A 21,101-nucleotide genomic window follows, 5' to 3' on the forward strand; every position below is an offset into this window, starting at 1 on the left:
CATGAGAGGAGAGCGGACGGCGGGGATGCTTGGAGTGGTCGCGCTCCTTTGCGGGTTGGGTTGGGGTCAGGCATCGGGATTGCCAGACATTCCCGGATCCGCCGCCGCCTCGCTCCGGCTGGTTCAGCCCCGGGACGGTGCGCGTTTTCAGTCCGGACAGGACGTGCTGCTGCAGGCGGTGGCGGTGGATCCGGACGGGGAGATCCGCACGGTGGAGTTCTTTGCCGGGGACCGGCGAATTGGGGTGTCGCAGATCCTCACCCGGGACGTCGAGATTCCAGGCCGGCCCCGCACCCACGAATATCCGTGGGAGAATCCTCCGGCCGGCACCCACATCCTCCAGGCACGGGCGGTTTCCCGGGCAGGAATTGCGGTGGTATCGGCGGGGGTCCGGATTTCGGTGCTCGGAGATCCGCGTGTGCCGGTGGTCTGGGTGGACGTTACGCCGCCGACAGCCGTCCGTGAGGGGCCTTTGACTCCGGGCGGGGCGCCGCGGGAGCTCGGATTCAGCATTCGTCGGAGTGGCGACGGTGAACGTGATCTGCCGGTGTTCTTCCACTTTGAAGGGGACGCTGAGCCGGGGAGGGATTTTGAGGTGCCCGGGGGGCCGGTGATGATCCCCGCGGGTCAATCGCACGCTGAGGTCCGGCTGGCCGTCCTCGATGACCTTTTGAGCGAAGGACCCGAGTCGGTCGTTCTGGCACTCGACCCTTCTCCGACCATGGGACCGGTGGAGTCCTACCAGGTGGATCCTCTGCGGGGTCGCGCGCGCGCACTTATCGAAGATGACGAGCCGCAGTTTGTCTTTGAAGCGCCCGAATTGGGGCGGGACCATCCACTGGGGTCGCCGATACTCATTCGCATTGTGGCCACCTGGCGTGAGGGCTACGTGCCGCACGTTGAGTTCCTTGCCAACGGCAGGAAGATCGGTGAATCGGTCGTGAACTTCATCCAGGCGCCGCCCCCGGGTTCGCCCATCGGACACGAGTTCATCTGGACCGATGCGCCTCGGGGCGACCACCCCATCACGGTGCGTGCCCCATTGCCCGATGGAACCTTGGTGGTCACGGAGCGTTCACGGCTCATCCGTGTCGGGGGCGAGTGGATCCCGCCGCTGGTGACCATTGCGCCGGGCAAGAATCCCGCTTTTGAACACGGCGACCTCAAGAGCCGCCATGGCAGCTTCGTCCTGAACCGCTCCGGAGGATCCGTGGACCTTCCCCCGCTGACGGTGTACCTCACGGTCGGCGGCACCGCGACGCCGGGTGTGGACTATCAGTGGAATCATCCGATTCCGCAGGATGCCGATGCGGCGCCCGGGGCCAACCTGCCCCACCCCGACTTCCTGAAGGTGGCGACGTTTCCCGCCGGCGAGTCGGAGACCACCGTCTCGTTCACCGCCGAGGCGGATGACCTTGTCGAGGGTGTGGAGCTGGTCCGGTTGGAACTGGTTCAACCTCCGTTCATGCCGCTGATCTGGCCGTGGACCGGCGCCTACCAAATCGGGGCCCCCGGCGTGGCATCGGTGGCGATTCTGGATGCGGATGCCGCTTCACTCGTGGTGCTGTCGCCGGTCGAGGGTGCTCGGATTCCGACGGGTGTTCCGGTGTCCATCGAGACGATCGGCATGGATCCCAAGTCGGTGGTCGGGACCGTCGAGTTTTTTGCCAACGGGCAGAAGATCGGGGAATCGTGCCAGGTTTGCCTGCTGGATGCGTTCGTCCCTCCGGGCACCCCGGTGTTCAACAGCCTGTCGTGGACGCCATCGGCACCCGGGCGGTACGACCTTGAGGCCGTTGGCTGGTTTGGCGCCGATCTGGCCGTGACCTCGCCGCCGGTCACGGTCCACGCGGGACCCACGGAGGCAGCGATTGAGTGGATCCTTCCCGCGGACGGCGACCGCTTCCTTCGTGGGCATCCGATCCCGCTGCACGTCCAGGCGGTGGACCCCGCCGGCGCCCTGATCCACGTGGAATTCTTCGCCGGGCGGCAGCGGATTGGAGAATCGGTGTTTTCGTGTCCGGAATGCCGGCTGGCCCCCGGGGTGGTGCTCGATCACCGGATGACCTGGGACGGCGCGCCGGCGGGACGCCATGAACTTCGTGCCTTTGCCGTGCGGGCGGACGGCGTTCGTGTGGTGTCGGCGCCGCGGAGCATCGTGGTGACCCCCGAAGACCCGCCCGTGTCGTTCGTGCGGCGCATCCTCCCCGAACGCCATGGCGCCGGCCGGCCGCTCGTCGTTCGTCTGGAGGTAAACCCGGCGGCGACCACCTCAGCCCATGTCGTTGAGGAGCAGCCGCCCTTCACCCGGCCCATGCCCGGTCGGCCGGACCTGCCGGCGCCATTCTGGGAGGTTCGTGCCATCAGCCATGGCGGCGTCGTGGACCCGCGGACCGGTCGCTTGAAGTTCGGACCCTTCTTCGACGCCGCCCCGCGTTCGTTGACCTATGAACTGGTGCCAAATTTCGTCGTGGATGCGGCTCCATTTGATGGTGTGGGCGTCGCCGACGGGGTGGAATCGCCGATCCGTGGCGATCAGGTCCTGAGGTCCGTCGTGACGCACCCCGCGGATGATGCGCCGGAAGATTACGTGCTGACGGCCTCGGAACTCACCGCCTATGCGGCCGCATGGAAGCGCGGTCAGCCGTGGCCGGCCGGGCCGCAGCCGATTCCCATGGACTACGTCACCCGGGTGGCCGCGTTGTGGCAGGGAGGCGAGCGCTACCGGTACGATCCGGGAGCCGGCGCCCCGCCGCTTTGCTGGGTCCTCGCACCGACCGGATGGGCGGACGGAGAAGGTGCGGCCACCCCCCCTGGCTTCACTGGTACCTGCTTACGCAGCGGGCAATTGCTGGATGACGGATCCGTCCGGGTTCGTGTGCGCGTCATCCCGGCTCCGGGCACCCGGGCGTTTGCCGTCGAGGAACATCTGGCCGCCGAGGCGGTTGTCTCGAATGTCAGCGACGACGGCGTCTTTGAGGCGTCGCAACGGATCCTGCGCTGGGGGCCCACCACCGGCGGCGGTGCCATTACCTGGGAGTACACGCTGCGGGGCCCGGGGGGCGCCGATACCGTCCGCGGCATGGCATCGTTCGATGGTCAGTCGGTGCCGGTCCGAAAGCGGGATCCGGCGACGAACGGCGAGGGAACGCCCCGTCTGATTGGCGTGGACCCGTTGCCCGACGGATCCCACCAGATCTGCCTCGAACTTCCGGAGGTTTCGGAGGGAGTCGTCCACGAACTGCAGGTGAGCTCCGACCTCCGGCACTGGACGCCCGTCGGCCGTTATCCTTCCGGGGCGGAGGCCGTGTTCGCCCGCGACGCGGTGTCGGATGACGGCGATGTCCGGTTCTACCAGGCGGTGGAGATCCGCTGAAGGGCGCGACCTGACGACCCCGGGGCGAGGTCAATGCGGGCGGACGGGAAGGGGAGTGGTGCGCCCGACAGGACTTGAACCTGTACGATGTTACTCACTAGAACCTGAATCTAGCGCGTCTGCCAATTCCGCCACGGGCGCAGCAGGAACCTTGAAGCGGAGTGGAAATAGGCGGGCGACGCACGTTCGACAAGTTCCTTTTTGAGGAGTTTCGGGGATTTTGGCGACGCAAACCCATGCGGGATGCATCGCCTGCAAGGCGGGTCGTGGAGTGCGGCAGCCCTCTGCCGCTTTGGCACCGCGCGTCCGCCCCACGCCGGACGACTCTCCACACCCCGGGTTGGCCTCGCCTTGGGCGAAAGCGCCAGAGGGCTGGCGCAGTCCACGACACTTCGCGACGAAGGCGAGTTGCTCCGGCATCGGTCGCGCACAACCCCGCCGCACGCGCAACAACCCGATGTGGCGGTGCTTCCTACGTTGCTTCTCGCTCGTGCCATGGCGCAATCGAGTTGATCCGGGTCTTGGTTGGGACAGTCCCCGGTCCGATTCCTGGCCGTCCCTTGTCGTCCTTGCCCCTCCGGGGTTGCTCCGCGTGCGAGGCGGGCGGTACGTTCCGCCCGCCAATGAGCAATCCCGAAGGGGCGCCCGAATTGCGGCGCGATGGACGACGGGCGGACGCGCTGCGCCCGGTCCGATTTCAAAACCACGTGGCGCCGCAGGCCACGGGATCCACGCTGATCGAATGGGGCAACACCCGCGTGATCTGTGCCGCGATGGTCGAGGAGTCGGTTCCCGGCTGGATGAAAGCCCGGAAGGTGGAGGGGGGCTGGCTGACGGCCGAGTATTCCATGCTTCCCTACTCGACGCCCGACCGGAAGGCGCGGGATATTTCCAAGCTGAAGCTGGATGGCCGCTCCCAGGAGATCCAGCGGCTGATCGGCCGTTCCCTGCGGGCCGTGGTGGACCTGGAGGCCCTCGGACCGCGCACCGTCTGGGTGGATTGCGACGTCCTGCAGGCGGATGGTGGCACCCGGACCGCCAGCATCACCGGTGCGTGGGTCGCGCTGAGCCTGGCCGTGCGGCGTCTCCGGTCCGAAGGCCTCCTCACCGCGGACCCCATCCGGTCGCCCTTGGCCGCGGTCAGCACGGGCGTGGTGGCCGGCGCGGTGCTGCTCGACCTGGACTACAGCGAGGATGTCGCCGCCGCGGTGGACCTGAACCTGGTGATGAACGGCGCGGGGGAATTCATCGAACTTCAGGCCAGCGGCGAGGAGGCCACGTTCACGGATGGCCAGCTGGCCACGATGCTGCAGCTCGGGCGTCAGGGCATCACCCGGCTTCTCGAGGCCCAGACGGGCGCCCTCGCCGCCGGGTGAAAACCACGCTCTATCTGATCCGCCACGGCGAGGTCGAATCGCGCTACCACCGGATCTTTGGCGGCAGCCGGATTGACATGGAGTTGTCGGACCACGGGCACCTCCAGGCGGCACGCCTGGCCCACTGGCTGGCCCGCACGCGCCTCGACGCGGTGTATGCCAGCCCCATGCGGCGCGTGCAGTTGACCTGGGAACCGGCCCGGCGGTTTTTCGATGCCGATCCGGTGATCCTCCCCGGGCTGAGGGAAATTGATTTTGGGGACTGGACCGGACTGGGCTGGGACGATGTGGAGGCCCGTTTCGGCATGTCGGCGTATGACTGGCTGCATCATCTCGAAGAGGACCGCGTTGCCGGGGCCGAGACCCTGCAGACCTTTCAGGACCGGCTGGTCGCGGCCATCCGCCAGATCCTGGACGAGCAGGCCGGGAAAACGGTGGGCATCTTCTGCCATGGAGGCGTGATTCGCGGGCTGCTGTCGTATCTGCTGGGCCTGCCACTGCGGTGGTTCGAGCATGTGGAGGTGGACTATGCGAGCGTCACCTGGGTGGAGGTGGGTGTGGTCAAGGCGGGGCGGGTCCGCAACGAAATCCAGTTGCTCAACTTCACCCCGTGGCGGGACCTGCCATGAATCGTGGCCGGCGTGTTGACATCGGGGCCTCCGGGGACGGGGAACCCCTGCGGCAAGTTGCCGTTGGCGTGCGGCCCGGGGACGAGGGACCGGTCGCGGCCCTGCTGGAATCCGAATGCGGAAGCCCGCCGGTCACCTTCACGGATCTCACCACCGGAGAGTGCACCGTCAGCGCGTACCTGCCGTTGTCCCGGGCTCAGGCCGCCCCGATGCGGTCGCGGCTGCAGGGACGTCTCAAGGCGCTTTGCGCCGGCGGAGAAGTCACGGGTCCGGTGACGGTTCGCATGCGCCGCGTGCCTGCCCGGGACTGGAGTGAATCGTGGAAGCGGCATTTCAAGCCCATCGCCATCGGGCAGTTGCTGCTGGTGCTGCCCACCTGGAGCCGGAGGCGTCCGCGCTCCGGTCAGGTCCGGGTCCTGCTGGATCCCGGCCTGAGTTTCGGCACTGGCCAGCACGCAACCACGCGCTACTGCCTCGAGCGCATCGTGGCCCTGAGGCGGCCGGACCGCCTGCAGTCGCTCTGGGACGTCGGCACCGGCAGCGGCCTGCTGGCGATTGCGGCCGCCCGGCTGGGGTATGGTCCGGTGGGCGCCTTGGATCACGATCCCGCGGCGGTGCGGATTGCGGGTGAAAACTGCCGGTTGAACGGCGTGGCCGACCGGATTGTTCCGGAGGTTGCCGACCTGACGCGCCTCCCGCGCCGGCCCGACAGGCGGTATGACGTGGTGTGTGCCAACCTGATGGCGGATCTGCTGGTTTCAGAGCGGGCCCGCCTGGTCGCCCGGCTGAAGTCCGGTGGTGCCCTGGTGGTGGCGGGCATCCTTCGGGAGCAGTTTCCCTCGGTGGAGCGCGCTCTGGAGGGAAGCGGACTCAGGAGGTGCGGGGCGCGGACGGAAGGGGAGTGGCGGTCGGGCTGGTTTCGGGCGCCGTGAGTGTGGTCAGAACGGTGACCGCCCCGGCGAGCGTAAACGCCGTCCACGCCAGGGCGGGAACGTACAGGCTGAACTCGCTCAACCCTTGGGCGAACCACGCTGTGACGCCGAGGGCGGCGGCCAGCACCAGCGGATCGGGACCCGTCCAGGCACGTCGGGCGGACACCCACACCCAGCCGCCAATCCACGCGAGATACAGAATTCCGCCGGCGACGCCGGAATCCGAGAACTGCTCCAGGTAATCGTTGTGGGCCAGCCGGGCCATCTCGGACTCCGGTGACTTCCGTGCCGCGTACGACCGCTGGAAGGTGCCGGGTCCCGTGCCCAGCCACGGCTCGTCGAGGGTCGTATGGACGGCCGATCTCCAATAGTCGAATCGGGCACCCACGCTGGTGGCGCCGGCGCCGAAGTATTCCTGGAACCGCAGGGCGAACACGAGGAGCCCTGCGGCGGCCACGGTGGCCACGGCAGCCCGACGCCACCGCGGCGGCAGGGGGAGCGGCAGCCGCAATCCCAGGGCTCCGATCATCATCAGTGCGATCAGCCAGCCGGACTTCGAGCCGCTCCAGGCGAGCGCAACGATGCCAAGCAGGAGGAGCAGGCCTATTGCCGCGAACCGGGTGACGGGACGCCCGGGAAGGGTCCACTCCCGCACCAGAACCCACAGGGCCGGGAGCAGCAGCAGCACGGCCCCGGCGAGCGCGTTGGGATACACGAGCGTGCCGTGGACGCGTCCGCGATCGAGCTTGAGGAGGATGAGGGGGTTGGCGACGCGGAGACCATTGGTGACGACGATCAACTGCTGCCGCTCAAGGTCCCGGACCGCAGCCGGCGGAAAGTTGGTCCAGCCCGTGCGTTCACCCTCGATCAATGCCGCACGGACCTGCGGGAATTCGGTGCGCTGGTTGACCGCGCGCATCAGGCAGATGCAGAACCCGGCCAGCACCCCGGCCAGCACCCAGGTGAGCCGGCGCCGGTCGGTGATGAAGGCGATGCCGGCGGCGTACGCCCCGGCGACGCCGCCGAACTGCGCGAGTGTCCCGAAGGAGAGGGAACGATCCTCGGATTGGGCCGTGGAGAGGAACTGCCATCCGAGCCAGAGCGATGGCGCAAGCCAGAGCAGCACCGGCAACCGGGCGCACCGGGCCACAAGACTCCTCCACGCGATCACGCCGCCAGCGATGAGGAGGAGCGCACCGAGGACGAGGGCCCAGCGCACCGGCCAGGGATCGGCAAACGCCTCCGCCATGGAGGCCGGCACCGGGATCTGGCGGTCAAGCACGACGGGGTTGCCGAACTTCAGCAGGCTCAGCCCGAGCAGTGCGCCCCAGGCCACCAGCCACGGGCGGGCATGGCGGTCGGGGACCACGGCGGCGGCGGCGTGTGAGGGCGCGGGGTGGGTCACAGCTTGAGCCGGAGCAGCCCGACTTCCATGACCAGCGCCTCCTGGGCATTGGTGGCCAGGAGCAGGCGCGAGGTGCGCTCCCAGGCCTCCAGGTTCCCGCGGGCGTCGGTCGGGTTGATGCGGCGGGCCACGGTGGCCGTCGCATCGGTCAACGCAGGCACGAAGGCGGGCGCCTCCGGCGACAGGGTGCGCACCCAGATGTCGCGCAGCCACGCATGCACCCCCGCCAGGAATTGAGAGCGGCGCCTCCGGTATTCCGCCTCCACGGCGGCGTCGAGTTCATCCTCCCAGCGGTCCCGTTGCGCGGGATCGGCGTCGGTGAAGCGCTTCAGCGGCGAGGTGGCGGTGAGGGTCTCCTCGATGCCCGAGCGGGTGGACTCGAGTTCCGAGAGCAGGGATTCCACGAGCCGGTAGCGGTCGAGCAGGGATGCCGATGCCGCGGTGACGGCGCCGGCAAACCCTTCGAGCCAGCGGGCGACGTCGGGCTCGATCCGGATGCTGCCGCTGCCGAAGTTGAGACGCAGGCAGCGGGAACGCAGCGTCTCCAGCACTTGGTCCGGGTCCAGGGTGAGCAGCACGAACACCGAGTCGCGCGGCGGTTCCTCGAGGGTCTTGAGAAAAGCGTTGGCCGCCTCGACGCGGAGCCGTTCGGCGGACACCAGAACGCCGACCTTGTGTCGGGCCTCCGTGGGGCGGAGCGACACCCGTTGGATGAGCTCCCGGATCTGGTCTATGGAGAGGATGCGGCTCTTCTTCCCAGGTCGCACCCAGGTGACGTCCGGATGTCCTGCGCCGGCCGTTCGCCGGCAGGCCGGGCAGGCCCCGCAGGGCCTTGCTTCGGGCCCGGCGGTGCAGGTCAGGGCCTGGGCGAGGTGCATCGCGGCCTCTTCGAGCACGCCGGAGTCGTCGCCGGCGAACAGATAGGCATGTCCCAGACGCCCCTTCCCGAGGCTGCGCACCAGCAGTTCGGAGGCATGGACCGCGGGGCGGGGTTCGACGCTCATCGCCCCGGCTGTGTATCGTGCAGCCGGCTCCGCAGCAAGGCTGCGTCCGGAACCGGCAGCACTCCGCTGCGGGGGACAAGCAACCCGGTTGAGCTCAGCAGAATAGGCTTGCCCCTCCGGCGGAATCCGGGCGTCATCGTCGCCGTAAGTCGCGATCGCGACCTGCAGGTTTCCGATTCGTCATGGCCACACTTCAAAAGGAGAGAGCAGCTTGAGCCGCCCGTATCTCTCCCGTCACTCCCCTCCGCCCCCCCAGTTTCGAGTCAACGGGAAGATTCGTGCCCGCGAAGTCCGGGTCATTGGTTCCGACGGCTCCCAGATCGGGGTGATGGATCTCGGCGCCGCGATCAACATGGCGCGCAGCCAGGGGTTCGATCTTGTGGAGGTCTCGGCCTCGGCCAACCCGCCGGTGTGCCGCATCGTGGATTTCGGCAAGTTCAAGTACGAGCAGGCCAAGCGCGAGCGCGATTCCCGCAAGCATCACCACGCCAACATCGTCAAGGAAGTCCAGTTGACCCCGCGGATTGATCCGCATGACCTGGGAATCAAGCAGGATCATGCGGTGGGATTCCTGTGCGAGGACATGAAGGTGAAGGTGTCACTGCGTTTTCGCGGGCGCGAGATGGCCCACACCGAGATCGGCATGGGCGTGGTGCAGAAGTTTCTCAAGGATCTTTCACCGTGGGGGCATCCGGACTTCACCCCGAAGCTGGTGGGACGCTCGATCAACGTCATGGTGAGCCCGCTGCCCCGGGCCAAGCGTGCGCGCAATCCCAAGGAACCCGAGGGCGAGGCCGCTGCGGTTTCCGAACCGGCGGCCGGCGACAAGACGGGCAATACCGGCAGGGCGCCGGCGTCGGTTCCGGAGCCGCCCGAACTGGCGGTCGCCGGCCCGTCGGCACCGATTCAGTCGGCACCGTGAGGCTGAGGCTGAGGCCGACCGCGGGTTACCGGCCGGGGTGGCGCACGGCGTCCTTGCGGGACTCAAGTTCCTGCAGCAGTTCCTGTTTTTCGGCGACGAACCGGGCGCGAGCGGCGTTCGCCTGTTCCTCATCGCCCTGAGCCAGAAGTCCCGCGACGGCGGCCTGCATGGCGAGGTCCTTCTCGGCAACACGCGCCTGATAGACCGCATCCAGTTCGGCAAGCTCGCCGCGCTGGGCCTTTGAAAGGGGTGCGGAGGGCGTCCCCCCCTTGAGCCGTTCCATTGCGAGTTCGTAGGCGGATTTCATCTGCGGGAGGGTATCACCGGGCGGCATGAGGTCTCAACGGGATTGCCAGAACGCGGGATCGGCGGGACACCGTGACGACACATCAACGTTTCTTCCGCCATGGGGGCGTGACCCCAAGGCGCGGGCAGCCTACGCTCGCGGTTGGATGCCGCTACCGGAGCCGTTGATTGCCGTGCCCCCGATGCCGGGACGTCGTGGGTCAGGCCTCCGGGCGGTCGCGTCGGTGCTCGTGATGCTCGTGGGCCCGGCGCTGATCTGGATCCGGATGGGTCCCGAACCGGCCGGCCGGGTTCAGGTCGTGGCAACCATGCTCTGGTGGGTTGCGGGTGCGGCCGTGGTCGCATTCGGAATGCGCCGGATTCCCCTGCAGAACCTCTTGAGTGCGGCTGGAATTGCCGCCGCGCTGGGCATTGTGGCCTCGCAGTGGGTGACCGGTCCCTCCGCTTTCCCGGTGCAGGCGGGGGGCCAGTGCGTGACCCTGGCGCTGGGGGGGCGGTTGGCCGCCCGATGGCTGCTCCGGCCACAGGCGCATCATTCCCTTTTCGGAATCCGGGTGTTGTTGACCTCACTCGGGCTGGCGCTCGTCGCGATGATGGCTGCCGGTGTCGGGCGTCCGGCGATGCTCCTTTCCTGGACCCTGGTGCTGGCTGCCACGCATGTGGTGACCACTCCCTGGCTGGTGGACAAACGGTCCGTGGTGCCTTCGGGCGACCCGGAGCCGCTGTGGATCCTCGGGTTGACGGCCGTGGCGCTACGGGTGGTCAGCGTCGTTTGATCGGTTTCCCCCCTGGCTGGGCCGGATCAGGTTTCCACAAGAGAGTCGTCCTTGGGCTCGGGGAGCCACAGGGCGGCGATTGCGGCTGGAAGGAACAGGAATCCGGCGAAGAACAGCGCGCGCCGGGTATCGCCCACCGTCGTGAAAATGCCAAAAAATACCACGCCGGCGGCCGAGACGATCCGGCCAAAGTTGTAGCAGAAGCCGGCACCCGTGGTCCGGAGCAGCACGGGAAACAGGGGCGGCAGGCACATGGTGAACAGGGCGAAGACTCCCTGCCACAGGCCGATCAGCACGAGGAGCGGACGCAATTGCGCCCAGTCCAGCGAACGCGCGTACGTGAGGAGCATCGTGATCCCGTAACCCATCAAAAGCCCCAGGATGGCCCGCCGGTATCCGAACCGCTTCGCAAGCCAGCCGGCGAAGAAGTTTCCGGCAATGGAACCCGCCATGACCAGGAACAGTGCTGTCGTCGCGAAGCGGGTTCGTGCGGCGGGATCCAGGGCGGCCACCATGGGCAGCTGACGCACGTTGGCCTGCTGCCAGAACAGGAACGTCCAGTGAGCGGTCAGACTCAAGGCGCAAAGGATCAACACGGGAATGGTGACACGCGCCACGGGGCCGCGGAACAGGTCGAGGATTCCGGGCATCCTGCCCGCGTGCTGTTGTCGTGCTGCATGCCAGCCCTCAGGTTCCGGCACTGCCCTGCGGATCCAGAGCACCAAGAGGGCCGGCAGCACCCCGACCAGGAAGATCCAACGCGGTGGGGCGTTTGAAAGCAACAGTCCGGCCAAGCAGGCCAGCAGGACACCGCAGTTGACCCCCGTTTGCAGGATGGCGGCGAGCCAGGGGCGCCAGCGTTTGGGCCAGGTCTCGGCCAGCAGCGAGGCGCCCACCGCCCATTCCCCGCCGATGCCCAGCGCGGCAAGGAATCGGAAGATCATCAGGTGCCACCACTCCGTGGACACGAACGAGAGTCCCGTGAACGCCGCGTAGGTCAGGATCGTGAGCGACAGCGCGCGGCTGCGTCCGAGCAGATCCCCGATCCGGCCAAAAAATGCCCCGCCGAGAGCCCATCCGGTCAGGAACGCCGCCTGGATCACGGCGCCGTGGCGTCCGACGGCAGGATCGGCGACGGCCGTGCGCAGCAGTTCGGCGACGAACGGCGTCGCCACAAGGGTGTAGAGATGCATGTCGAGCCCGTCGAACATCCATCCCAGCCACGCCGCGATGCCCGCGCGCCATTGGGGTCGTGTGATGTCCCGGAGACGGGGAGGCGGGGCGTGCATCGGGGGGCTCATGCGCGGGGAACGGCGGAGTGAACCAGCCGCGACCCGGATGTTGCAAGTTGCCGCGTGAGGTCTGCCTCGCGAACGGCCGCCGGCGGGCTTCCCTGAGAGCGGGGCGGATCCGGATGCCGGTCAGCGGGCTTCGACGGTTGCCGGCGCCGGAGCGGCCGGAACCTCCAGCCCCGCGGCACGGAAACGTGCGGCGCTCCAGCCCTCCGTCAGATGCCGGAACAGCCAGTTCCCGGAGTCGCGGAGCCGCCGCAGGCCGCGTCGGATGTCGAGGAGCAGGGTGATCCGGCGGTTTGGGCAGTTGAGCTCTCCCACCTCATGCGTCGCCACCACCTCGAATCCGAGCACACGCTTGTGGAACTCGAGCGGACTGTGGGCTTCCCCCTCAAAGACATCGGTGATGTAGTGCGTGAAGCCCCGGTCCACGGCCTCCGCGAGCGCGGCCCGCATCAGGGCGGCTGAAACCAGCACCTGTCCGCGCTGGGGTGCCACGACCGCGAAGCGCCCGATCTCGGCGATGCGATGATTCCGGATGAAGGCCGCCAGATCGAGCTCCCGGGTGACCAGTTGGAATCCGTAAGTGGCGTAGAGATCCAGGGGCGGGGCGTACAGCGCCCGCAGAACGCCGACCGGGGTGTCATTCCGGGTGGCCAGAAACCAGGAAACGTCGGGATCCGCCAGCTCCGCCGGATCCACCAGCTGGTCGTCCCGGTTCAGCCAGTTCTTTTCGTCCCGGTAGGTCGCCTGCATCACCGCGAGGGCGCGTTGACGACCGGCCTCGCCCTCCAGGCGCGCCACGCGGATGTCATTTCGGTGGGAAGACATGTTTCGTCCGGCTTGAATCAGCATACCACTCCTTGCCGCAAAGTGTCGAGATGGCGGCCATGATTTGAGCGTGGTGTTCGTGGACTCCTCGCGGAGAGACCGGTGCGACCGCGGGTGGGTGAATTGGGGTGCCGAAATGGACGCTGAAGGGTTCGCGATCGCCAATCGGACCGTCGCCGCGATGCCTCGGGAAGCGGATGCCGCCCGGGATGACGGGGATTCCGGTTTCGATGGACAACCGGGCGGTGCCGAGGTGCCCGCGAAGCATCCGGGTGGGGTGCCGATTGACCGTGCCCTCCGGAAACAATCCGATGGAACGTCCCGACTCCAGCCGGTATCGAGCCTCCGTGAACGGCGGAGGGAGCCGGCGGTACCGGTCCTTGAACCGGTTCAGGAACCGCGGTCGTGCATCCTTGCGCACGACGTGGACGGGGTCGTGCAGCCGGATGATCCAGCCGACAATGGGCATGAGCTGGAAGTTCCAGTCGGCCATGAAGTGCACCATCCGCCCCCCCCGCTCGAAGCAGAGCCACGTGGGGATCAGGATGGCCTCGGGCCCCTGGGAGTGGTTCATCGCCAGGATGAAGGGGTCCTGTGCGACCCCGATTCGTTCGCGTCCGGTGAACCCCACCAGTTGGCGCCGGAAAACCGTCAGCAGCAGGCGGCACAGGAATCGCGTGACGATGCGGTCCTCCAGGTGGGGCAGCGGATTGCCCAGGAATTGAGCGGACGTGGGACGTTCCAGCCCGTCGTCGTCCGGGGCAGACGGGGCAGCGCTTCTGACGGACGTCAACTCCATGGCGGTGAGTTCTCGGCCGGGTGGACACCGGCTGGCAAGCCTCCAGCGCGATGGTGTCGTGGTGCCGCGGGCTTCCCGGGGTTTGCCCTTGCGACGGAGGGGTGGTTAACCTGCCAAGCCGCGTATGGAATCCGCTCCTCAAGTCCCGGCATCCCCCTGGCTGACTTCCTACCGCACGCACCGCGGACTGCCGCCACTGGCCGGTTTGGCAACCTTCCCGGAAGCCGGACGGCCGGGGCTCTCCGTCGAGGAATCCGTACGCCGGCTCAAGCGTCACCATTACGTCCTCCTCCGACTCCACGGAATCTTCATCGGACGCCTGACCGCGGAGCCGGTGTACGAGCTGAAGATGGCGTTCAGTCTGCACGCCCACCTGTGCGCCGAGCACGTGACGGCGTTTCGGGCGCGAGTCGGGGAGATGCGGGAGCCGCCCCTCGGACTTGAACGGATTCCGCATCCGGGTCTGGAGGTCGCCTTCGACGAGATTCTGGCTGCGGACACCACTGCGGAGCTGTTGCTCGGGCTCTATGAGGTGGCCCTGCCGGCGCTTCGGGAGGCGATGGTGCGCCATGCGGAGGTCACCCATCCCCTGGCCGACCAGCCCACCCGCCGGTTGCTCCGCTGGGCCCTTCTGGAACTCGAGGATCTGGCAGCCTACGGACGGCGGGCGATCTCCGCCCTGGTGTCTCCCGCGGAGCGCGAGGCTTGCCTGCCGGCGATGGCGTGCATCCGGGAGGCGCTGGCGTCCGCAGGCGGCGTTGATGGCGCCGGGGCCGGGGGAACGGTGCCGGTACGCCTCCGTTCGGCGCAGCCCCGGGTGTTCGACGGCCGTCCCCGACGCGACGCCAGGTTTCCGGATCCCTACAACATGGGCGTGAATGCGGAGGTTTTTCTGTACGACGAGTCGCAGCCCGCCGACGCCAAGGTGCTGATGATGTTCTACAAGCGGCTGCGCGAAATTGATGTTCCCGAGGTGATGGCCGGCATCCTTGCGGAGTCGCCGGAAAAGCCCTGGGGCTTCCATCGGGACATGACCCGTCAGCTTTGGGACGAGGCCCGCCATGCGATGATGGGCGAGGTCGGCTTTGCGAGCCTTGGGGTGGACTGGCCGCAGCACGTGAAGGTGAACTTCACCTGGTCCCTCGGCCTCAACACCCAGCTGACGCCGCTGGAGCGCCATGCGGTGCTCTACTTCATCGAGCAGGGGCTGATGCCGAAAACGGGCAAGCGCCATGAGTGGGAGGTGGGGCAGCGGTCCGGCAACCCGCTCGCGGCGACGTTTCAAGATTTCGATTGGGCGGATGAGGTGCTCCACGCCCGGGTCGGCCGCGACTGGTACGTCAGCCAGATGGCCGATGCGCATCAGGCGGTCGCGTATGGGGATGCCTGCTGGAGCAAGGTGCTCCTGGGATGGACCCGATGGCGGGACGAGGGGCTGACCGCCCACGAGAACTGGTGGCCGGGCCTCTATCGGCAGTACTGCGAGCGGAACGGCGTGCCCGTTCGCGCCGAGGTGGAGCAGTACCACGTCACGTACGAATCCACCCGGGCCGACCTCCGGGATGTTTCGGCGTCCGGATAGCCCTCAAAATGGGATCAAGGACTTCCGTCCAGAGAGGTTCTCTGGGGCCTGATCTGCATCTTTGGCATTCTTGAGTAACTTTGGGAGTTCTGCGTCTGCCTGCGCCGAAAACGGCGGAGGGCCGCGCGTACTTCGAGGCGCATTGCGCCGACCGACGCGATGCCGTGGCATCCGGGTTGGTTGGCGCCTGGGTTTGGGAGTGCGGCGTCCCTGAGCCGTTCGGGTACAAGGACGTCGCGGAACGAAGGACATCTGGCCCTGGGGGTCGCGAAGCGTCGTGGAGTGCGGCAGCCCTCTGCCGCTTTCCCCCAGGGTTCAACGAACGCGGGAGGAGAAAGATGCGCCCCCGACGCGGAAGGAAGCCACGGTGGCAAAGCGCCAGGGGCCTGGCGCAGTCCAAGACCTGGCGGCGTGCCGATGGCTAGTGGGGGTCGCGAAGCGTCGTGGAGTGCGGCAGCCCTCTGCCGCTTTCCCCCAGGGTTCAACGAACGCGGGAGGAGAGGGATGCGCCCTCGCCGTGGAAGGAAGCCGCGGTGGCAAAGCGCCAGGGGGCTGGCGCAGTCCAAGACCTGGCGGCGTGCCGATGGCTTGTGGGGGTCGCGAAGCGTCGTGGAGTGCGGCAGCCCTCTGCCGCTTTCTCTCCCAGCGCGACAGGGTCTCCCGATTGGACAAGTCGAGCCGGATGCGGAGGCACCTCGAAACCGGCCCTCACCACTGGGCGTACCGTTTCCTTGAAATGGATCCGGGTATGCTCACTGAATGGGATCCGGGTGGCGGGCGTGGCGTGGCGTGTTGGGGTAAATTCACCTTCCCAGAAGGGGCATGAAAAAGTTCCGACGAGGCAGAGGTTTGCCGGTTTTTAGGCTTCCAAGCAGGAGGCCCGGTCGGCGAAGGCAGCCCCGGTAGACACAGGAAGGGGGCAGGGCCCGAGGCGGAGCATGTCGTTCCGGTCCCCTTGCGGGAACCGGCCGCCATGCTGCGCCATGGGGCGAATGTGGTTTGCCCGAAGCCTTGGTGCAGGCAGGTGTGCCGCGGAGTTCGGCGCCGACTGGCTAATTCAGCGATCAGGTGCCAGGTTGACGGACCGTTGAGGCGCTTCGTACTGTCAAAATGGCGTCAAGCCTTATTCCCAAGGTTGCTACATGAATCGCAGTCACCGGTTCGTTTGGGTCACCGCCGCGGCGATCGGCTTTGGTGTCATCTCGGGGCTCGTTTGGACCCAGCGTGAGCCGCGATTTGAAGGCAGATCCGTTAGTGAGTGGCTTGATGCCTATGCGGTGGCGGATGAGCGGCCTACAACTTCTGTGCTCCGGGTGACGGGCCCCCGCCAGCTTCGAGATGCTCAGACCTTGCGGCCGCTGAAGGACCTGGAACTTGAAGCGTTCGTGTCCATGGGGACTGCGGCGGTTCCCGCGTTGGCCCGCCATGTGCGGACAGGATTCTTCGATTCCGATCGGTACTTGAAGGTTCTGGCCAAGCTGCCGCCCCGTGCGGTGGAGCTGTTCCCGAGTCCCTGGCGTCGCGCCACGCGTCGCTACCATGCGACCGAGATTCTTTTGAGCCTTGGGCCCGCTGCGAAGTCCGCAGTACCCGCCTTGGTGGGAGGGCTGACTTCGACCAACTCCTCCGGTTCTGGTCCGATTCCGATGGGTGTTGCCATCGGCACCACGGTGCCTCTCCGTCCATTTCGCCCGCAGTTGTTGCTCTTTGAGCGGGAACGCCTCGTCGAGGCCGTGTGCACGATTTGCGGCGACCGCCAAGGGTTGGAGCCCGTGCTGCTGGACATCGGGCGCCGTGGACATTTCCGGACTCTGGTGGATCTCGCCGCCGCCGGGGGTTGGCAGGGTCCCGAGGTCGCCGGGTTGCTGGCGGCGGCGCAGAATGATCCCGACCCCGAAGTCCGTGCTGCGGCCATGCGGCTCCTCGAATCGGCTCCGAATCTGGTGCCGCGAGTACTGAACAGTGTCCTGAGCGCCCTGAAGGATCCCGACGAAACCGTGCGCTGGCTGGCCGCCCGAACCATCGAGGCCTCAAGCGCCCGAGAGTCCGAAGTGATCGCAGCGCTTCAGATGGCGACGAACGACAGCAATGCGATGGTCCGGACGGTGACTCGCCGCACTTTGGAGAAATCACCGAATCCACCGTGACGGACGGATGGGCGGGCGAACGGAGGAAGCGACGCGTCCTACGGCTGGCAAGACGTCCGGAGGGCCAGGACATTGAACTGGCGTCCCTGAGCCGTTCGGGTACAGGGACGTCGCGGAACGAAGGACATCTGGCCCTGGCGGTCGCGAAGCGTCGTGGAGTGCGGCAGCCCTCTGCCGCTTTCCCCCCAGGGTTCAACGACCGCGGGAGGAGAGGGATGCGCCCCCGACGTGGAAGGAAGCCGCGGTGGCATGGCGCCAGGGGGGCTGGCGCAGTCCAAGACCTGGCGGCGTGCCGATGGCTTGTGGGGATCGCGAAGCGTCGTGGAGTGCGGCAGCCCTCTACCGCTTTCCCCCAGGGTTCAACGAACGCAGGAGGAGAAGGATGCGCCCCCGACGTGGAAGGAAGCCGCGGTGGCAAGGCGCCAGGGGGCTGGCGCAGTCCAAGACCTGGCGGCGTGCCGATGGCTAGTGGCGGTCGCGAAGCGTCGTGGAGTGCGGCAGCCCCCTACCGCTTTCCCCCGGGGTTCAACGAACGCGGGAGGAGAGGGATGCGCCCTCGCCGTGGAAGGACGCCGCGGTGGCAAAGCGCCAGGGGGCTGGCGCAGTCCAAGACCTGGCGGCGTGCCGATGGCTTGTGGGGGTCGCGAAGCGTCGTGGAGTGCGGTAGCCCCCTACCGCTTTCCCCCCAGGCCTCAACGAACGCGGGAGGTTAAGGATGCGCCCCCGACGTGGAAGGAAGCCGCGGTGGCAAGGCGCCAGGGGGCTGGCGCAGTCCAAGACCTGGCGGCGTGCCGATGGCTTGTGGGGGTCGCGAAGCGTCGTGGAGTGCGGTAGCCCCCTACCGCTTTCCCCCGGGGTTCAACGAACGCGGGAGGAGGTGAGGGCCCGACGTGGAAGGAAGCCGCGGTGGCAAAGCGCCAGGGGGCTGGCGCAGTCCAAGACCTGGCGGCGTGCCGATGGCTTGTGGGGGTCGCGAAGCGTCGTGGAGTGCGGCAGCCCTCTGCCGCTTTCCCCCAGGGTTCAACGAACGCGGGAGGAGAGGGATGCGCCCTCGCCGTGGAAGGAAGCCGCGGTGGCAAAGCGCCAGGGGGCTAGCGCAGTCCAAGACCTGGCGGCGTGCCGATGGCTAGCCCGACTTTCGCAACTGGAGAAGAAAAAGGGAGAGAATGGGCCTGATTCTGAAGATTGGGGTGGAAGGTCTTCACTACAGGGCGGACTCCGGTAGCGGCTCGATGGCGCGGTGGGATGAAATGCGCGGAGGGGATTGCGGGGGAAGCTCCAGTCCGAGTTGAGCCAGCAGGAGTTTCTGGGTCTTATTGGGTGAGGTATAGCGTTGGAAAAGGAGGGTGCGTCCGTCGGTGGTCGGGAAGTGGACATCGAGCATCTGGAGGGCAGACAGTTGCTCGATCAGCGAACGGGGCGTCAGGCCTGGAGCTTTCTGGCGGAGTTTGTGTCGCAGGGGTGGTAGTAGGTGAAGGCGGGAAGGCGACCAGGATATGAGCTCGATGCGCTCAGGGAGTTGATGGTAGACGGGCCGTATGGATAGATCGCCTTTGAGGTTCCTGAGGCTTCCTCGACCTGGACCAGCAGCATGTAGAGGTGCCAGATCTGGGCGGGGATCCTTTCCGGTCAGATTGGAACGAAGCAGGTAACGGCCTTCCGCCGGAGCCGCTCCGCAGCCGGTCTTTGCGCAGGGAATACTGGAGGGTTCCTTCGGCGCTGACTTCCACCGTGACCAATTTCCACGCCAGCGGACCTGCGCCTTGGCGGCGCCTTGAGCAGGAGGGCATCCCATTTGGGCTCCTGGCGCTTCAGTTCGGCAACCGGGTCCAGAGTTCTTTGAGTTGACGACGACGCATGGCGCGCTCTTTGGCGACACGGTCTTTGGGCGGGCCAGCACATATAGAGTTCACCCTGGCTGGGCACCAGTTTGACATCCACCCCTTCGCGCGTCTGCTGCCGCATGGCACCTCCAGCAGCTCCTGCTCCAATGCGCTCAGCCGTCCCTTGGGCGTGCCCACCAAGTAGAGCACCGGTGGGTCTGCCGCGCACATCTCAGCCAGCACCGCTTCGGTGGGAATGCCCCGGTCCATGATCAGATGCGCTGCGCCTTGCCATTACTGGGGTTTCGATCTTCTGCCAAGGAACCGCGCAAGGTGGTTTTATCGGCAGTGTTGCCAGGCATCATCTCGTAAGCCAGGGAAAGCCCTCCGGGGTGATCCTGGGGCGATGACCACCTGGACACAGTCAGGCGTTTGTGCGTGAAGATAGCCAAAGCGTCGCGGATCCTTCTCCGGGAAGGGCGGATCGCTCTCGAAGTAGGTGCTGGTCAGATCATAGAGCAGCACCTCGAACTTCACTCCAAAGGAGTCCTGCCACCGTTGGCGCAAGAATGTGAACAGCTCGCCTTTATGTTCCACCAGATGATCCAGCCCCCGGTACAGGGTGTCCTTGGCAACGAGGAGAAATCCTCACCCAGCAGATCGGCCATGGCCGACTGATCAAACCAGACCCGGTGCAGGCGCCACTCGCTGCCCGGATCCAGCAACCGATAGGCGCTGGCGTCACCTGCTTTTATGCTCCAATCGGTTCCCTCCCGCGACTTCCCCAAGCGCTCCCGCCAGCTCAGCGATCCAGCCCCAGTTCCTTCCACACCTCGGTGAAGAGCCAGCAACCGCCCCACTGCCGCGGGCGGTGCAACTCAAATCCCGGGCCGAACCTGAACCCCGTCCGGCGCATCCGCCGGCAACGGCCGCTCCGCCGCAAGAGCTTCAGTTGGTCTGGACTCCCACAATCCTCGTCAAAGACCTCAATGGCGCGTCCTGCTCCTTCTGACTGTCGTTGGTCCCAGGTACAACACCGTATGCTGCACCACCCGGGTGCCTCCCACCGGCGGTTCTCCACCAACGACCAATAGAGGTGCTCCTTCCCGTCTTTCCACCGTCGCGTGTGCCGCAAGAACATGACGCCTCAATATCCTCCTCAAAAATCCCGCCTTGGGAAGAGGCCAGGTCTTCACTACACGCACTTTCGAAATGCGCTCCCCTCATTCACAGCCACTTGCCTCGCTTCACTCTCAAAAAATCCCCGTTTCCCGACGTCAGTTGCGAAAGTCGGGCTAGTGGCGGTCGCGAAGCGTCGTGGAGTGCGGCAGCCCTCTGCCGCTTTCTCTCCCAGCGCGACAGGGTCTCCCGATTGGACAAGTCGAGCCGGATGCGGTGGCACCTCGAAACCGGCCCTCACCGTTGAGGCCGCAGACGATGAGTGATGCCGCCCGGGTGGTCGCCCAGGATAGCGTTGCGAGAACCACGCAGGGTCGCCAGGCCCCAAGGTGAACGTGCCTCGGCCAGCATAGGGTGGAACAGCGGGGGCGGCGCGTGGCATCTTCTGGGAGTTTCGGGCGAACGGAGGAAGCGACGCGTCCTACGGCTGGCAAGACGTCCGGAGGGCCAGGACATTGAACTGGCCGCGACGGCGATCCCGGTGATCCTGGGATGGATCGGATCCCAGGACCGGTCCGATCCCGGGCGAACAAAAATTTGGGCAAAAATGCGCTTGAGCGACGGGTGGCGGTGCGCATTCACTCACCGTTCGCCGCGCGGGGCGGCATCCGATGGAAACGGGGTGGGATACCCAAGTGGCCAACGGGGGCAGACTGTAAATCTGCTGGCTTACGCCTTCACTGGTTCGAATCCAGTTCCCACCACCAATTCCGCGGCGCCCC

At 66.8% G+C, this 21,101-nt stretch carries 14 protein-coding genes, 2 tRNA genes and 1 pseudogene; 9 read left to right on the top strand and 8 right to left on the bottom strand.

Annotated features, from left to right (window positions below; all coding sequences use genetic code 11):
- The first annotated feature begins 79 nt into the window (after window positions 1–79).
- Window positions 80–3,376 carry a hypothetical protein gene (locus KF791_14970; GenBank protein ID MBX3733879.1) on the top strand — a complete coding sequence of 1,099 codons (3,297 nt, stop codon included), beginning with the start codon at window positions 80–82 and terminating at the stop codon, window positions 3,374–3,376.
- 56 nt (window positions 3,377–3,432) lie between these two features.
- On the opposite strand, the gene KF791_14975 is transcribed toward KF791_14970, so the two are convergent.
- Window positions 3,433–3,517 (bottom strand) — tRNA-Leu (locus tag KF791_14975).
- Window positions 3,518–4,026: 509 nt separating this feature from the next.
- On the opposite strand from KF791_14975, the gene rph reads away from it, so the two are divergent.
- The 3 genes from rph to KF791_14990 are packed head-to-tail and all read left to right on the top strand — an operon-like array spanning window position 4,027 to window position 6,313.
- Window positions 4,027–4,752 (top strand): ribonuclease PH, encoded by a 726-nt coding sequence (rph, locus tag KF791_14980; protein MBX3733880.1) that lies wholly within the window; start codon window positions 4,027–4,029, stop codon window positions 4,750–4,752.
- Entirely contained in the window at window positions 4,749–5,381 is a 633-nt protein-coding gene (locus KF791_14985; GenBank protein ID MBX3733881.1) for a histidine phosphatase family protein, read from the top strand. Before rph ends, KF791_14985 begins: the two co-directional genes overlap by 4 nt.
- Window positions 5,378–6,313, top strand: a complete 936-nt coding sequence (locus KF791_14990; GenBank protein MBX3733882.1) for a 50S ribosomal protein L11 methyltransferase — start codon at window positions 5,378–5,380, stop codon at window positions 6,311–6,313. The genes KF791_14985 and KF791_14990 overlap by 4 nt, the downstream gene beginning before the upstream one ends.
- Here KF791_14990 and KF791_14995 read toward each other — a convergent pair.
- Window positions 6,252–7,718, bottom strand: coding sequence for an O-antigen ligase family protein (locus KF791_14995; GenBank protein MBX3733883.1), 1,467 nt, complete (start codon window positions 7,716–7,718; stop codon window positions 6,252–6,254). The genes KF791_14990 and KF791_14995 overlap by 62 nt on opposite strands.
- A complete protein-coding gene (locus KF791_15000; protein ID MBX3733884.1) occupies window positions 7,715–8,722 on the bottom strand; it encodes a hypothetical protein in 1,008 nt (335 codons plus the stop codon). The genes KF791_14995 and KF791_15000 overlap by 4 nt, the downstream gene beginning before the upstream one ends.
- Before the next feature lie 211 nt (window positions 8,723–8,933).
- Here KF791_15000 and infC point away from each other — a divergent pair, with 211 nt between their 5' ends.
- On the top strand, window positions 8,934–9,644 hold the full coding sequence (gene infC / locus KF791_15005) for a translation initiation factor IF-3 (protein MBX3733885.1): 711 nt from the start codon (window positions 8,934–8,936) through the stop codon (window positions 9,642–9,644).
- A gap of 25 nt (window positions 9,645–9,669) precedes the next feature.
- On the opposite strand, the gene KF791_15010 is transcribed toward infC, so the two are convergent.
- The gene (locus tag KF791_15010) at window positions 9,670–9,951 is read right to left on the bottom strand and encodes a hypothetical protein (GenBank protein MBX3733886.1); all 282 of its coding nucleotides are present in this window, start codon (window positions 9,949–9,951) and stop codon (window positions 9,670–9,672) included.
- Window positions 9,952–10,096: 145 nt separating this feature from the next.
- Between KF791_15010 and KF791_15015 the strand changes: the two genes are divergently transcribed.
- Window positions 10,097–10,726 carry a hypothetical protein gene (locus KF791_15015; GenBank protein MBX3733887.1) on the top strand — a complete coding sequence of 210 codons (630 nt, stop codon included), beginning with the start codon at window positions 10,097–10,099 and terminating at the stop codon, window positions 10,724–10,726.
- 26 nt (window positions 10,727–10,752) lie between these two features.
- On the opposite strand, the gene KF791_15020 is transcribed toward KF791_15015, so the two are convergent.
- The 3 genes from KF791_15020 to KF791_15030 form a co-directional block, all read right to left on the bottom strand.
- Window positions 10,753–12,015 (bottom strand): MFS transporter, encoded by a 1,263-nt coding sequence (locus KF791_15020; GenBank protein ID MBX3733888.1) that lies wholly within the window; start codon window positions 12,013–12,015, stop codon window positions 10,753–10,755.
- A 132-nt stretch (window positions 12,016–12,147) separates the two neighbouring features.
- Window positions 12,148–12,849: a GNAT family N-acetyltransferase gene (locus KF791_15025; protein MBX3733889.1), complete on the bottom strand. Its 702-nt coding sequence runs from the start codon at window positions 12,847–12,849 to the stop codon at window positions 12,148–12,150.
- Entirely contained in the window at window positions 12,830–13,648 is an 819-nt protein-coding gene (locus tag KF791_15030; GenBank protein MBX3733890.1) for a 1-acyl-sn-glycerol-3-phosphate acyltransferase, read from the bottom strand. The genes KF791_15025 and KF791_15030 overlap by 20 nt, the downstream gene beginning before the upstream one ends.
- Window positions 13,649–13,772: 124 nt before the next feature.
- On the opposite strand from KF791_15030, the gene KF791_15035 reads away from it, so the two are divergent.
- Window positions 13,773–15,230 carry a hypothetical protein gene (locus tag KF791_15035; GenBank protein ID MBX3733891.1) on the top strand — a complete coding sequence of 486 codons (1,458 nt, stop codon included), beginning with the start codon at window positions 13,773–13,775 and terminating at the stop codon, window positions 15,228–15,230.
- Window positions 15,231–16,372: 1,142 nt separating this feature from the next.
- On the top strand, window positions 16,373–17,377 hold the full coding sequence (locus KF791_15040; protein MBX3733892.1) for a HEAT repeat domain-containing protein: 1,005 nt from the start codon (window positions 16,373–16,375) through the stop codon (window positions 17,375–17,377).
- A gap of 1,204 nt (window positions 17,378–18,581) precedes the next feature.
- On the opposite strand, the pseudogene KF791_15045 reads toward KF791_15040, so the two are convergent.
- Window positions 18,582–20,341: pseudogene (locus KF791_15045) on the bottom strand (IS1634 family transposase).
- 659 nt (window positions 20,342–21,000) lie between these two features.
- Here KF791_15045 and KF791_15050 point away from each other — a divergent pair.
- Window positions 21,001–21,086, top strand: a tRNA-Tyr gene (locus KF791_15050).
- The last annotated feature ends 15 nt before the right edge of the window (window positions 21,087–21,101 follow it).

Source organism: Verrucomicrobiia bacterium, assembly GCA_019634635.1.
In the GTDB taxonomy this organism is placed as follows: Bacteria; Verrucomicrobiota; Verrucomicrobiia; order Limisphaerales; family UBA9464; genus UBA9464.

What these genes read in the sequence shown, in the direction of transcription:
- KF791_15000 (MBX3733884.1), bottom strand. Translation starts at nt 8,722, where the DNA reads ATGAGCGTCGAACCCCGCCCCGCGGTCCATGCCTCCGAACTGCTGGTG.
- KF791_15035 (MBX3733891.1), top strand. Translation starts at nt 13,773, where the DNA reads ATGGAATCCGCTCCTCAAGTCCCGGCATCCCCCTGGCTGACTTCCTAC.
- KF791_15010 (MBX3733886.1), bottom strand. Translation starts at nt 9,951, where the DNA reads ATGAAATCCGCCTACGAACTCGCAATGGAACGGCTCAAGGGGGGGACG.
- KF791_15020 (MBX3733888.1), bottom strand. Translation starts at nt 12,015, where the DNA reads ATGCACGCCCCGCCTCCCCGTCTCCGGGACATCACACGACCCCAATGG.
- KF791_14990 (MBX3733882.1), top strand. Translation starts at nt 5,378, where the DNA reads ATGAATCGTGGCCGGCGTGTTGACATCGGGGCCTCCGGGGACGGGGAA.
- KF791_15030 (MBX3733890.1), bottom strand. Translation starts at nt 13,648, where the DNA reads ATGGAGTTGACGTCCGTCAGAAGCGCTGCCCCGTCTGCCCCGGACGAC.
- KF791_15040 (MBX3733892.1), top strand. Translation starts at nt 16,373, where the DNA reads ATGAATCGCAGTCACCGGTTCGTTTGGGTCACCGCCGCGGCGATCGGC.
- KF791_15025 (MBX3733889.1), bottom strand. Translation starts at nt 12,849, where the DNA reads ATGTCTTCCCACCGAAATGACATCCGCGTGGCGCGCCTGGAGGGCGAG.
- KF791_15015 (MBX3733887.1), top strand. Translation starts at nt 10,097, where the DNA reads ATGCCGCTACCGGAGCCGTTGATTGCCGTGCCCCCGATGCCGGGACGT.